The 13,498-nt window shown below is 72.4% G+C and carries 12 protein-coding genes; 8 read left to right on the top strand and 4 right to left on the bottom strand.

Translation table 11 applies throughout. The annotated features are described in order from the left end of the window. The first annotated feature begins 152 nt into the window (after positions 1-152). The 8 genes from ACIOC1_RS01075 to ACIOC1_RS01040 all read left to right on the top strand — a co-directional run bounded on the left by ACIOC1_RS01075 (position 153) and on the right by ACIOC1_RS01040 (position 7,958). On the top strand, positions 153-485 hold the full coding sequence (locus ACIOC1_RS01075; protein WP_391042507.1) for a YbaB/EbfC family nucleoid-associated protein: 333 nt from the start codon (positions 153-155) through the stop codon (positions 483-485). A gap of 55 nt (positions 486-540) precedes the next feature. Then, complete coding sequence (recR, locus tag ACIOC1_RS01070) at positions 541-1,140, top strand: recombination mediator RecR (RefSeq protein ID WP_355335946.1); 600 nt, start codon at positions 541-543, stop codon at positions 1,138-1,140. A 91-nt stretch (positions 1,141-1,231) separates the two neighbouring features. Next, positions 1,232-1,897, top strand: a complete 666-nt coding sequence (locus ACIOC1_RS01065) for a DUF5063 domain-containing protein (RefSeq protein WP_401851942.1) — start codon at positions 1,232-1,234, stop codon at positions 1,895-1,897. A gap of 172 nt (positions 1,898-2,069) precedes the next feature. After that, complete coding sequence (locus tag ACIOC1_RS01060) at positions 2,070-3,392, top strand: aspartate kinase (protein ID WP_355335948.1); 1,323 nt, start codon at positions 2,070-2,072, stop codon at positions 3,390-3,392. Continuing rightward, positions 3,389-4,450 carry an aspartate-semialdehyde dehydrogenase gene (locus ACIOC1_RS01055; protein ID WP_355335950.1) on the top strand — a complete coding sequence of 354 codons (1,062 nt, stop codon included), beginning with the start codon at positions 3,389-3,391 and terminating at the stop codon, positions 4,448-4,450. The genes ACIOC1_RS01060 and ACIOC1_RS01055 overlap by 4 nt, the downstream gene beginning before the upstream one ends. 316 nt (positions 4,451-4,766) lie before the next feature. Further along, positions 4,767-5,444, top strand: a complete 678-nt coding sequence (locus tag ACIOC1_RS01050) for a SigE family RNA polymerase sigma factor (RefSeq protein ID WP_401850942.1) — start codon at positions 4,767-4,769, stop codon at positions 5,442-5,444. Then, the gene (locus ACIOC1_RS01045; RefSeq protein WP_401850939.1) at positions 5,441-6,844 is read left to right on the top strand and encodes a hypothetical protein; all 1,404 of its coding nucleotides are present in this window, start codon (positions 5,441-5,443) and stop codon (positions 6,842-6,844) included. Before ACIOC1_RS01050 ends, ACIOC1_RS01045 begins: the two co-directional genes overlap by 4 nt. Positions 6,845-7,052: 208 nt before the next feature. Further along, positions 7,053-7,958: an SURF1 family protein gene (locus ACIOC1_RS01040; protein WP_355335954.1), complete on the top strand. Its 906-nt coding sequence runs from the start codon at positions 7,053-7,055 to the stop codon at positions 7,956-7,958. Positions 7,959-8,280: 322 nt separating this feature from the next. Here ACIOC1_RS01040 and ACIOC1_RS01035 read toward each other — a convergent pair whose 3' ends face one another. From ACIOC1_RS01035 to ACIOC1_RS01020, 4 genes are all read right to left on the bottom strand, one after another. Continuing rightward, entirely contained in the window at positions 8,281-10,083 is a 1,803-nt protein-coding gene (locus ACIOC1_RS01035) for a prolyl oligopeptidase family serine peptidase (RefSeq protein WP_401718444.1), read from the bottom strand. 98 nt (positions 10,084-10,181) lie between these two features. Further along, the gene (locus ACIOC1_RS01030) at positions 10,182-10,628 is read right to left on the bottom strand and encodes a universal stress protein (protein ID WP_401718563.1); all 447 of its coding nucleotides are present in this window, start codon (positions 10,626-10,628) and stop codon (positions 10,182-10,184) included. Between the two features lie 417 nt (positions 10,629-11,045). Next, the gene (locus ACIOC1_RS01025) at positions 11,046-12,494 is read right to left on the bottom strand and encodes a serine/threonine-protein kinase (RefSeq protein ID WP_401850935.1); all 1,449 of its coding nucleotides are present in this window, start codon (positions 12,492-12,494) and stop codon (positions 11,046-11,048) included. A 100-nt stretch (positions 12,495-12,594) separates the two neighbouring features. Continuing rightward, positions 12,595-13,431, bottom strand: coding sequence for a sensor domain-containing protein (locus ACIOC1_RS01020; RefSeq protein WP_401850932.1), 837 nt, complete (start codon positions 13,429-13,431; stop codon positions 12,595-12,597). Between the last annotated feature and the right edge of the window lie 67 nt (positions 13,432-13,498).

Below are 13,498 nucleotides of genomic sequence, written 5' to 3'. Positions count from 1 at the left end.
CCGCTGGTGGACGCGTTGTACTCCCGTCGGGTGGTCTCCGCCCGGTTCCGATCCTCCGTACGGCGTAGGGCGCTGGGCCGTACGAACACGTAGGCTCGCCCTGTCACGAAAAAGGTGGCACCGCACCGCAGACGCCAGTCAGGAGTGAAACCGTGATTCCCGGTGGTCAGCCGAACATGCAGGCGCTGCTCCAGCAGGCCCAGAAGATGCAGCAGGACCTCGCCACGGCCCAGCAGGAGCTGGCCGAGACCGAGGTCGAGGGCTCCGCGGGCGGCGGCCTGGTCACCGCGAAGGTGACCGGCGCAGGTGAGCTGCGCGGCCTGGTCATCGACCCCAAGGCGGTCGACCCCGACGACACCGAGACGCTCGCCGATCTGGTGGTCGCCGCGGTGCACAACGCGAACGAGGCGGCGCAGGCGATCCAGCAGGCCAAGCTCGGCCCGCTCGCCCAGGGGCTGGGCGGCATGCCCGGCCTCCCGTTCTGACCCCTCCGGAAACCCCACCGGAGAACCGCGGAAACCGTGAGGAAGGCTCGTCGGCGTGTACGAAGGCGTGGTCCAGGACCTGATCGACGAACTGGGCAGGCTGCCCGGCGTGGGTCCCAAGAGCGCCCAGCGGATCGCCTTCCACATCCTTCAGGCCGATCCGGCGGACGTACGGCGCCTCGCGCACGTGCTGTCCGAGGTGAAGGCGAAGGTGCGGTTCTGCGGGGTGTGCGGCAATGTCGCGCAGGACGAGCAGTGCCGGGTCTGCCGTGACCCGCGCCGCGACCCCTCGGTGATCTGTGTGGTCGAGGAGCCGAAGGACGTGGTGGCGGTCGAGCGGACCCGCGAGTTCCGCGGGAAGTACCACGTGCTCGGCGGCGCGATCAGCCCGATCGAGGGCGTCGGCCCCGACGACCTGCGGATAAGGGAGCTGCTGAGCCGTCTCGCGGACGGCACCGTCACCGAGCTGATCCTCGCGACGGACCCGAATCTGGAGGGCGAGGCGACAGCGACGTACCTGGCCCGGATGGTGAAGCCCATGGGACTGCGGGTCACGCGACTGGCCAGCGGCCTCCCTGTGGGCGGTGACTTGGAGTACGCGGACGAGGTCACGCTGGGGCGGGCCTTCGAAGGGAGGCGGTTGCTGGATGTCTGAGACCGTGACGAAGAAGCAGGACCAGGACCAGGGCCAGAAGCAGGCCCAGGCGCAGGGCCAGAGGCAGGACCGGAAGCAGAAGCAGGACCAGATGCGGGGTCGGGCAAAGGACGTGGCGGGCAAGGAGCAGGAACCGGACGAGTTCGCCGTACAGATCGCGGACCAGATCGAGAGCTTCATCCTCTCGGTCCGCGAGGTCGCCAAGGGCGACGATCCGGACAGCGCGGTCCCGTACCTGCTGCTGGAGGTCTCGCAGCTCCTGCTGGCCGGCGGCCGGCTCGGCGCGCACGAGGACATCGTCCCGGACGAGCGGTACGAGCCGGACGTCGGTCCCGAGCCGGACGAGGACGACCTGCGGCAGCGGCTCGCGGCGCTCCTCGAACCGATCGACGTCTACTCCGAGGTCTTCGACCCGTACGTGCCGCGGTCGACGCCGGTGGCCTGCCGTATCTCCGACGACATGGCCGATGTCGTGGCCGATCTCACACACGGCCTCGCGCACTTCAGGGCCGGGAGGATCTCCGAGGCGCTGTGGTGGTGGCAGTTCTCGTATCTGTCCAACTGGGGCTCCACGGCCAGTGCCAGCCTGCGCGCGCTCCAGTCGCTCGTGGCCCACGTACGGCTGGACAGCCCGCTGGACGAGCTGGACGGCCTGGACACCGGCGGCGACGGGGACGACGAGGAGGAGCTGGCCGAGGAGGCGGGCAAGGTCATGGAGGCCGAGCTGGGGACGCTGGGGCTGCGCCCGGCGACGTAGGACGCTCTCGCGCCTCCGGCCGTAAAACTTGCGGCTGATCACGCCTCGGGCGACGTATCTCACCATGCGATACGTGCGGGGCGGATCGTGCCTGCTCGTTAAACTGGGCCGACCGCAACAACCCCTGGAAATCCCCCGGCACCCCCTGGGAATCCCTGAGCGAGGAGCGCACGTGGGCCTTGTCGTGCAGAAGTACGGCGGCTCCTCCGTCGCCGATGCCGAAGGCATCAAGCGCGTCGCCCGACGGATCGTCGACACCAAGAAGGCGGGCCACCAAGTGGTCGTCGTGGTGTCCGCGATGGGCGACACGACGGACGAGCTGATCGATCTCGCGGAGCAGGTGTCACCGATTCCCGCGGGGCGCGAGTTCGACATGCTGCTGACCGCCGGTGAGCGCATCTCGATGGCGCTGCTGGCGATGGCGATCAAGAACCTCGGGCACGAGGCGCAGTCGTTCACCGGCAGCCAGGCCGGGGTGATCACCGACTCGGTGCACAACAAGGCGCGGATCATCGACGTCACGCCCGGCCGTATCCGTACGGCGCTGGACGAGGGCAACATCGCGATCGTCGCCGGATTCCAGGGCGTCTCGCAGGACAAGAAGGACATCACCACGCTCGGGCGCGGCGGCTCGGACACCACCGCGGTGGCGCTGGCGGCGGCGCTGGACGCCGAGGTGTGCGAGATCTACACGGACGTCGACGGCGTCTTCACGGCCGACCCGCGGGTGGTCAAGAAGGCCCGCAAGATGGACTGGATCGCCTTCGAGGACATGCTGGAGCTGGCCAGTTCCGGCTCCAAGGTGCTGCTGCACCGGTGTGTGGAGTACGCGCGCCGCTACAACATCCCGATCCACGTACGGTCGTCGTTCTCCGGGCTGCCCGGCACCTGGGTGAGCAGCGAACGGCCCGCGAACCTTCCGCGACCGCAGCAAGCGCGTGCCGCGTACGAGTCAGCACAGGGAGACAGTCCGATGGAGCAGGCGATCATCTCCGGCGTCTCGCACGACACGTCCGAGGCCAAGATCACGGTGGTCGGCGTGCCGGACAAGCCGGGCGAGGCGGCGACGATCTTCCGGGCCATCGCGGACGCCGAGATCAACATCGACATGATCGTCCAGAACGTGTCGGCCGCGGCCACCGCGCTCACCGACATCTCCTTCACGCTCCCCAAGGCCGAGGGCCAGAAGGCGATGGCGGCGCTGACCAAGGCGCAGACGGTCATCGCCTTCGACTCGCTGCGCTACGACGACCAGATCGGCAAGATCTCGCTGGTCGGCGCGGGCATGAAGACCAACCCCGGTGTCACGGCGACCTTCTTCGAGGCGCTGTCCAACGCGGGCGTCAACATCGAGCTGATCTCGACATCCGAGATCCGTATCTCGGTGGTGACCCGGGTCGACGACGTGAAGCCCGCCGTGCAGGCCGTGCACTCGGCGTTCGGCCTGGACAGCGACAGCGACGAAGCGGTCGTCTACGGAGGGACCGGGCGATGAGCGCCGCGCCGCGACCGTCGCTCGCCGTGGTGGGGGCGACGGGAGCGGTCGGCACGGTGGTGCGCGAACTCCTCAGCACGCGCCAGGACGTGTGGGGGGAGATCCGGCTGGTCGCGTCCGCGCGCTCGGCCGGGCGGCTGCTGCCGGTGCGCGGCACCGAGGCGGAGGTCGTCGCGCTCGACGAGGCGGCCTTCGACGGGATCGATGTCGCGCTCTTCGACGTGCCCGACGAGGTGGCCGCGCGGTGGGCGCCGATCGCGGCGGCCAAGGGCGTGGTCGTGGTGGACAATTCGGGCGCCTTCCGGATGGACGACGAGGTGCCGCTGGTGGTGCCCGAGGTCAACGCGCACGCGGTACGGATGCGCCCGCGCGGCATCGTCGCCAATCCCAACTGCACGACGCTGTCGATGATCGTGGCGGTCGGCGCGCTGCACGCCGAGTTCGGGCTGACCGAGCTGATCGTCTCGTCGTACCAGGCGGCCTCGGGCGCCGGGCAGGCCGGGATCGCGGCGCTGCGCGACCAGATGACGAAGGTCGCGGGGACGGACGCGGGCACGCAGGCGGGCGATCTGCGCCGCACGGTGGGCGACTTCGGGCCGTTCGCGGCACCGCTGGCGCTCAATGTGGTGCCGTGGGCGGGCTCGCTCGCGGGCGACGACGGCTGGTCGTCGGAGGAGATGAAGGTACGCAACGAGTCGCGCAAGATCCTCGGGCTGCCCCGTCTGCGGGCCACGGCGACCTGCGTACGGGTCCCGGTGATCACGACCCACTCGCTGTCGGTGCACGCGCGGTTCGAGAACGAGGTGACGGTCGCGCGGGCGCACGAGATCCTGCGGAACGCGCCGGGTGTCGTGGTCTCCGACGACCCGGGGCAGGGTGAGTTCCCGACGCCCGCGGACGCGGTCGGCACCGATCCCACGTGGGTGGGGCGCGTACGGCGCTCGCTCGACGACCCGTGCGCCCTCGAACTGTTCGTCTGCGGCGACAATCTGCGCAAGGGCGCGGCGCTGAACGCCGTCCAGATCGCCGAGGTGGTGGCGGCGGACATCGCCGTCTGAGGCCGCTCGGGCGCGTCCTCGGCAATGTGCCCGGGGACGAAGTTGCTGGTCTGGACCACTTGAACTCACGTACCCGAACGTTGGAGACTTTGCATTCCCCCGCGGGAACCGACTCGCTCGGGGGAGCGTCTTTGTGTCAGCGCACTGCCCTATGGTCTGGTCCCTAAGGTGCTGCACACCGAGCGTGGTCCGGGGGGAAGCGTCGGTGCAAACAGGGCGTTGAGGAAGAGCTGGTACGCATGGGGATATTTGACGCTCCGTCGAGCGGCGTGTCTTGCGCGTACAACCCTGAGGGGGGGATGCGTGTCCAACAGTCGTGGCGGAGGCACTGGGTATCGAGACGGCATTCGGACGGCACGGGACGATCGCGCCGCCCCGGCTGCCGCGTCCACGCGCGTCGGCGTCCGGTGCGCTCTCCGGTGGCATCCCGGTGATCGCGCCCTGGCCGGTCGTGCGGGTCACGGCCGCGGAAGGCGAGGACTCTGACTCGGCGATGGCAGTAGGCACCACGGTCGACCACCTCACCGAGACCTACCGCGCGCACTACCGTTCACTGCTCGGCCTCGCCGCGCTGCTGCTGGACGACACGGCCTCGTGCGAGGACGTGGTCCAGGAGGCGTTCATCCGGGTGCACTCCGCCCGCAGCCGGGTCCGCGAGCCGGAGAAGACCCTGGCCTATCTGCGCCAGACGGTCGTCAACCTCTCCCGCTCCGCCCTGCGCCGCCGCATCCTGGGCCTGAAGCTGCTCTCCAAGCCGATGCCCGACATGGCGAGCGCGGAGGAGGGCGCGTACGAGATCCTGGAGCGCGACCAGCTCAAGGCCGCGATGCGTACGCTTCAGCGCAGGCAGCGCGAGGTGCTGGTGCTGCGATACTTCGCCGACATGACCGAGGCGCAGGTCGCCGAGACCCTGGGTATCTCCCTGGGCTCGGTGAAGGCGTACGGTTCGCGAGGCATCGCGGCGCTGCGCGTCGCGATGGAGGCGACGGCATGACCACCCCCGACGACGCGCACGGTATGGAAGACCAGAACAAGAACCAGGATCAGGACCAGGGCAAGGGCGCGGACCACGGCGAGGGCCGGGGCCGCGACCTGGGCTTCGGCTCCCCCGACGCCGCTGACGCCTCGGGCTCGGACAGCGCTTCCGCCTCGGGCTCCGGCTCCGACCGCACTTCCGCCTCGGGCTCCGACAGTGCGTCCGGCTACGGCTCCGGTGCCGACGGCCTCTTCGGCCTCGACGGCGGCTTCGACTTCGCCAGTCTCGAACTCGACCTCGACAGTGCCGACGGCGTCGAGCACACCCCGGAGGAGGCGGCGCTGCGGGCGCTGCTGCACAACGCCGTCCAGGGCATAGAGGCGTCCCCGGAGGCGCTCGACCACCTGCGGCGCGCGGTCCCGGCCCGCAGGCAGCACCGTCGGCAGGCGCTGGCCGGTGCCGCCGCGGCCGTGGTCCTGGCCGGCATGGCGGTGCCCGCGCTGATCCACGCCGCCGACACCTCCAGCAGCACCAACGCCCTCCCGGCGAACGTCTCCAGCACCCACGCCTCCGCCCCCGGCCAGGACGGCCACACCAACTACTGGGCGGGCGGCCCCTCCTCGGGCCAGGCGGCCACCGGCACCGGCGGCGCGGGCACCTCGACGAAGAGCCCCACCGACGATCCGCCGCCCGCGACCACCACCCCCTCGGACTCGGCGGCGGTCTCCGCGCCCGACTGCTCCAGCGTCCAGCTCGGCCAGGGCACCAGCTCCGCCGACTCCCCGGACTCCTCCGGCCGCGTCTACGGCTGGTTCCGCGTCGCCAACGTCTCCGGCGTCCCCTGTACGGTCCCCGGCAGCGGGCAGGTGCAGGTCCTCGCCGAGGGCTCGGCCGACCCCTCCCGTATCCAGGTCGTCGGCCACACCCCGGGCGACCCGGCGAGCAGGCTGCCCTCCGGCGTCGACGGACCCGTGGTGCTCGCACCGGGCGACACCTACGAGGTGCAGTTCGCGTGGATCCCCGCGGGCAACGGCACCGGCGGTTGCCCCACGACGCCCACCACGCCGCCGACCACCCCGACACCCACGCCGACGTCGAGCGACCCCGCGACCACCGGCGGCCCCACCGGCTCCGACCCGGGCACCGGCACGGGCAGCGGCAGCGGCAGCAACGGCGCCTCCACCCAGCTGGGCAGCGCTGACCCGCCGACCAGCCCGCCCCCCGGCAGCGTCGCCCTCAACCACACCCCGGCCGCGGGCGCCCCCGTCGTCGACGGCCCCGTCATCCAGAACGCCTGCGCGGGCACCCTCTACACGACGGCCGCGCTCCCCGGCACCACCAGCGGCAGCACCACCCCCGGTACGGGGACGAGCGGCGGCACCGGAACCGACGCGGGAGCGACCGGCTCCGGCTCGTAGGGCCTTCGGGCACTGCGGGTACTTCGGCGACTGCGGGTACTTCGGGGAACTCTCCCCGGACCCCCTCCCCGCACCTCGCGGGACCAGGACCGGCGCTCCTGGTCACCGGGGGCCGAGCCCTGCGCCTGGCCGCGCGCCCGGCGTCGGCTCCGGGCCGGTGCGGGTCCCCGGTTGCGGGGCCGCGAACGGCCCCCCGTACCGTTGTGGTGTGTACCGGTTCCTGCTCACCCCGCGCTGGCTGGCGGTCAGCGTGCTGTCGCTGCTCGCCGTGCCGTTCTGCGTCTTCATGGGCAGTTGGCAGTTGAGCCGGTTCGAGCTGCGGGTCGACTCCCACAAGAGCGCCGAGCACGCCCAGGGCAAGGCCGTCGCCGAGGCGGCGGTGCCGTTGGCGACACTGCTGCCGCAGCCGCGCACCCAGGTGCCCGACGGCGCCTCGGGTCGTTCGGTCAGCGCGACCGGCCGCTACGACTCCTCCCATCAGCTCCTGGTCCCCGGCCGCACCCTTGACGGCCACGACGGCTACTACGTACTGACCCCCCTGCGGGTCGGCGCGGACGGCGCCGCCCTGCCCGTCGTCCGCGGCTGGCTGCCGGGCGACGCCTCCGCCGCGGCGCGTACCGGTGCCGTACCGGCCGCGCCGACCGGCGAGGTCACCGTGACCGGCGCCCTCCAGTACCCGGAGAGCACCGGCACCGACGGCGTGCAGTCCAACGGCGCGCTGCCCTCCGGACAGCTCGGCATGATCAGCGCCGCCTCGCTGGTCAATGTGCTGCCCTACCCCGTCTACAGCGGCTGGATCACCGCGAGCGACCCCGCCGCGCCGCTGAAGGCGGTGCCGCCGGCGGCGGCCCCCAACAGCGGCCTGGACATCAAGGCGTTCCAGAACCTCGGCTACACCGGTGAGTGGTTCGTCTTCGCCGGCTTCGTCGTCTTCATGTGGTTCCGACTGGCCCGCCGCGAGGCCGAGACACGCGCCGACGCCGCGCTGGGTCTCGTCCCCGACGACGGTGACGACGAGCCGGGGTCCGGGCCGAAGGCGGAATCAGAGCCGGACGCCTCCGGCGCGGACCGGGCGGACGCTGTGGTCACCGCGTCTGCGTCCGCCGACGCCTAGGGCCGGACGCCGAGGCGCACCCTGGCTGCACGTCCAGCCGCGCGCTGGCCCGGCTGACTGTCCGGATGCCTTTCGTCCGCCGAGGCGCGTGTCCAGCCGTGCGCTGGTCCGGCTGACTGTCCGGATGCCTTTCGTCCGCCGAGGCGCGTGTCCAGCCGTGCGCTGGTCCGGCTGACTGTCCGGATGCCTTTCGTCCGCCGAGCCGCACGTCCAGCTGTCCGGCCGTACGCGCATTCGCCCGCCCGGCCGCTTGGCCGGAGGCCCGGGGCCGGCCCGGGGTCGGACCCGCGCTGGTCCAACCCCGGGGCCACCGCCCTGCCGCCTACCCGCCCGCGTGTTTCAGCGCGAAGGCCAGTTCCAGACGGACCTGCTTGATCCGCTCCTCCACGACCAGCGAACCGTGCCCCGCGTCGTAGCGGTACACCTCGTGCGGCTTGTCCAGCTCCCGCAGCCGCTCGACGTAGTTGTCGATCTGGCGTATCGGGCAGCGCGGGTCGTTCATGCCCGCGCTGATGTAGACGGGGGCGGCGACCCGCTCGACGTAGGTGAGCGGGGAGGACGCCTCGAAGCGGTCGGGGACCTCCTCGGGGGAGCCGCCGAAGAAGGTGCGGTCCAGGGACTTGAGGGCCTCCATCTCGTCGGCGTACGCGGCCACGTAGTCGGCGACCGGGACCGCCGCTATGCCCACCGTCCACGCCTCCGGCTGGGTGCCGAGGCCCAGCAGGGTCAGATAGCCGCCCCAGGAGCCGCCGGACAGGACCAGCCGCCGCGGGTCGGCGAGGCCCGAGGACACGGCCCACTCACGGACCGCCGCGATGTCCTCCAGCTCGATCAGGCCGACGCGGTGCTTGAGCGCGTCCGTCCACTCCCGGCCGTAGCCGGTCGAACCGCGGTAGTTGACCCGGACCACGGCGAAGCCGTGGTCGACCCAGGCCGCGGGACCCGCCGCGAAGGAGTCCGAGTCGTGCCAGGTGGGACCGCCGTGGATCTCGAACACGGTCGGGAACGGCCCCTCGCCGACCGGCTTCTGGACCAGCGCGTGGATCCGGCCGCCGGGACCCTCCACCCACGCGTCCTCCACCGGCACCGACTCCGGCGCCCGCAGCCCCGGCGCCTCCAGCACGACGGCGCCGGTCGTGGACCGCACCGCGGGCGGGCGCTGCGCCGACGACCACAGGTACTCCACCGTCCCGTCGGGCCGGGCGGTGGCGCCGCTGACCGAACCCGGCGGGGTGTCGAGCCGCGCCAGGGTGCCGGCCGCCAGGTCGTACCGGAACATCTCGCCGCGCGCCTGGTAGTCGTGGACGACGAGCAGCGCCGAGCCGTCCGGATACCACTCGGCGTGCACGTCACCGGGCAGGTCTATGGCCAGCCGCGTCTCCACGCCGGTCGCGGTGTCCCAGATCATCGGCAGCCAGCGGCCGGACCGCTGGTGTCCGACCAGGAGGCGGGTGTCGCCGACGACGGGGGCGAATCCCAGGCAGTCCAGGCCCAGCTCGGCCCGGCCGCCGTCGGTGTCGTCCAGCTCCGCGACCGTCGAGCCGTCCGCGACCGACAGCACCCGCAGCGCGCTGTGCATCGCGTCGCCGTGCTCGGTGTGCTCGATCACGACCAGCGTGCCGTCCTCCGAGAGGTCGCCGACGCTCGCCGACTCCGCGTGCCGGTAGACCTCGACCGGCTCGCTGTCCGGCCGCACCACGTACACCGACGTGCCCTCGTCGTCGGTGGACCGTCCGACCACGGCCAGGCCGCCGGGGCCCAGCGCGAGACCGGCCGGGTAGGACGCCTCCAGGCCGGGCGCCGCCGGTACGTCCTCACCGCCCGCGAAGGGCTGCCGCATCCATATCCCGAACTCGTCCCCGTCCGTGTCCGAGAACCACCACACCCACGCGCCGTCCCGGCTCAGCGTGCCGTCCGTCGTTCCGTTCGGCCGGTCGGTGACCTGCCGTCGCCCGCCCGTCGTCCGGTCCCAGGCGTACAGCTCGTACGTCCCCGTCACGTTCGACACGAACAGGCTGCGGTCCGGGGCGTCCTCGGCCCACTCGGGCAGCCCGACCCGCGGCGCCCGAAAGCGCTTCTCCCACTCCGGCATGGACCCCGCCGGGGATCCGGTGATCTCGTTCATGCCCCCATGATGCTCCGCCCCGACCACATTCGGGCACCCACTCTTCACAGCCTGTGGATAACTCCGTGCCCCGGCCGCCGCGGATCACCGCCCCGCCGCTACGACGCGCCGCCCGCGGGGGCCGTGCCCGCCGTGCCGCGTACGACCACGACGGGGCACGAGGCGTGCACGGTGACCGTGTGGCTGACCGAGCCGAGGAGGGTGGAGCGGAAGGTGCCGTGGCCGCGCACGCCCACCACGATCAGGTCGGCGCCCTCACCGCTGTCGAGGATGGCCTGGGCCGGGTTGCCGAGCACGGTACGGCGGGTGACGGTCGCGGCCTGTTCCGGCGTGAGGGCCGCCTCGACGGCCCGCGCCAGGATCTGGTCCGCGTTGGCCTCCAGATCGACGTCGTCGGGCAGCCCCGGCAGCCCGGCCCAGCCGTACGCCGACGGCATCTCCCACGCGATGACCGCTTCCAGTGCGGCGCCGGTCAGGGCCGCCTGCCGCGCGGCCCAGCGCAGCGCCTTGAGCGACGGTTCCGAGCCGTCGACCCCGACGACGATCCTGCCTGCGGCCGTGCCCGTACCGGAGCCCTTGCCGGAGCCCTCGCCGGAGCCCGTGCCGGAATCGGCGCCTGATCCCGTGCCCGAGCCTTCGGCGGAGCCCGCGTCCGAGCCCGTGCCCGCTGCCGTGCCCGGCCCAGTGTTCCGCGCCGCCTCGCCCATGGTCGTCTCCCTCGCCTCGCTTGCCCGTCCGACCCCGGAAACGGTCGGCCCACACGCCAAGCGTGCGTGACAAGCGGTGCGTGGCGGGGCATTTCGGGCGGTCGCCGGTCCGCGTCGGATACGCGTCCGGCTTCCGGGCCGGGTCGGCGCGCGCGGCTCCGCGCCGTCGTGGAAGCGGAGGGGCCGGGCCTTCGCGCCTTCGCTGGATACGGAGTTGGCGCCCGCGCGACTCACCGCTGCGGCCGTGGGAAACGGCTACTGGCGCAGGTAGCGGTCGCGCACCAGGGTGAACCGCATGGCCCACTCGGTCAGTTCGGCCAGGCTGCGGCTGGACACGCGGCCGGTGCGGATGGTGCCGTTCGTCAGGACGACGGCCATCCGGAAGACGGATTCGTGGTCCTCCACGACGCACTCGGCGAAACGGATCATCGGCCAGGGGAGGTCGACGGTCTGGCCGTTCTCGCCGAGGGAGATGCCGTAATCGTCAGCAACTAGTGCGTTCTTCCGGTCCATCGCCAGGAATTCGGGGACGTCGTCCTCCGGCGACCAGGCCGGGACGCCCGGGACCGGGGCGGGCGAATGCGCCGGGTAGGCCGTGGCCAGCGAGGTCGACGGCGAGGTCAACGGCGGGATCGACGGCGGGATCGACGGACCGGGGACGCCGGGCGCGTACGAGGGAGGCGGCGGAACGGCCCCTGAGGCGTACGGGTTGGCGGCGGCCGGAGGAGGCGGGGGTACGGGAGTCCGCGGGTCCGAGGTACGGGGGGCCGCGTCCCCGGTGCGGTGCGGGGCGTCGCCCGTACCCGCCTCGGCCGTACCCGAATCGCCGAACCAGTCGAGGAGTTGGTCCGTGCTCGGGCGGTGGGACGGCTCCTTCGTGAGGCAGGCCGCGACCATCGGGCGGATCGCCTCCGGGACGGCGGAGACGTCGGCCTCGTGGTGCACGGAGCGGTACATCAGGGCGACCGGCGTGCCGCCGCCGAAGGCGCTGCCGCCCGCGGCGGCCACCAGGACCGCGCCGAGCGCGAAGATGTCGGCGGCGCCGTCCACGTCACGGCCCTCGGCCTGCTCGGGGGCGAGGAAGCCGGGGGTGCCGAAGGAGGTGCCCGTGGTGGTGATCCGGGTGTTCTCGACGGCGCGTGAGATGCCGAAGTCCAGTACGCGCGGGCCGTCTTCGGCCATGATGATGTTGCCTGGTTTGAGATCGCGATGCACCAGACCGCAGCGGTGGATCGCCTCCAGCGCCTCGGCGAGCGCGGCGCCCAGCGCCTTGAGCTGTTCCTCGCCCATCGGGCCCCGCGCGGCGAGCAGTTGGCCGAGCGTCGGACCTTGCACGTACGCCGTCGCCAGCCACGGGGCCTCCGCGTCCGGGTCCGCATCCACCACCGGCGCCGTATGGAAACCGCCCACCATGCGCGCCGCGGCGACCTCGGCGCGGAAGCGCTCCCTGAAGGACGGGTCCGCGGCCAGTTCCGGCCGCGCCACCTTTACCGCCACGTGGCGGCCTCCCCGCGAACGGGCCAGGTACACCAGGCCCATTCCGCCTTCGCCGAGCTTGCGAACGACGACGTAGCTTCCGATGCGGGTCGCTTTCGCGTCGGCGCCTGTCGCTGTGCCGTTGGAGCCGTTGGAGCCGTTGGAGCCGTTCGAGGCGCTCGCGCCGTTCGTATCGCTCGTGCCGCTCGTGTCGTTCGGGCCTTGCACGCCCAGCCGCCTCCTCGCGTCCCCCGTCTGGCCAGGCGCCCAGTATGACGGCCCCTCTGCGGGGTGCGGTCCCTCATTTCGCGCGGGCGCGGGCCCCGCCCTACGACAGCAGGGAGCGGATTGCGGCGCGGTCGACGGTGGTGAAGGCGCGGACGAGGGGCGGGGTGAGGAAGACGAGGAGGAGGCCGAGGAGGGAGGCGCCGGCGATCTGGAGGGGGGAGGAGAGGTAGTAGGCGTGGTGGACGCCGCCGGAGGTGTACTCGAAGAGGCGGTAGCCGGGCCAGTCGACGTAACGGGGGAAGACCCAGGCGTAGGCGGGGTAGAGGGCGACGGTCCAGCCGGTGACGAGGAAGGTCAGGGTGAGGACGAAACTCGCGATGCGCCAGGGGAACATGAGGACCTGGAAGAGGAGGGCCTTCCAGGCCGAGGCGTCGCGGAGCCTGGCGGTCATGGCGGCCCAGCGGCCGGGGGTACGGGGCGCGGGTACGGGGGCGGGCTCGCCGACGCGGTGGGAGAGCAGGCTCCCGGCGCGGGCGCGTTCGGCGCCGCCGAGCGCGCGGGCCCCGGTCAGCATCGCGGCCAGGACGGGCACCCCGATCGCGGTGAGGGCGAGGCTGGTGCCGACGGCGAACATCGTGACGGCGAAGACGAATCCGGCGATGGCGATCGGCAGCGACGTGAGCGCGTAACCGACCTCGCGGAAGGTGACGGCGGAGAAGGGCGCGCGCCAGAAGCCGGGCGGGACGCGGCCGGGTCCTGGACCCTTCGCGGGCGAACCGTACGCGGGATGCCCGGCGTCCGGAGCCGCCAGCAGGCCGGGCCGGGCCTGCGACGCGGCGGCGGGAGGAGAGGAGTGCGGCTGCGCGGTGGACGCCTGAGCGGTGGACGCCTGAGCGGCGGCGCTCTGAGTGGCGTGGGGGAATGTGCTGGCGGTCATCGCTGGCCTCGAATCATCGCGGTGGGGACCGTTCCGTCCTGATACCTAGACGATCCCGCTCGGCACC

The sequence above is a fragment of the Streptomyces sp. NPDC088197 genome, assembly GCF_044741185.1.
In the GTDB taxonomy this organism is placed as follows: Bacteria; Actinomycetota; Actinomycetes; order Streptomycetales; family Streptomycetaceae; genus Actinacidiphila.
The sequence above is the reverse complement of the archived record's forward strand: the minus strand, read 5'-3'. Positions and strand labels throughout refer to the sequence as shown.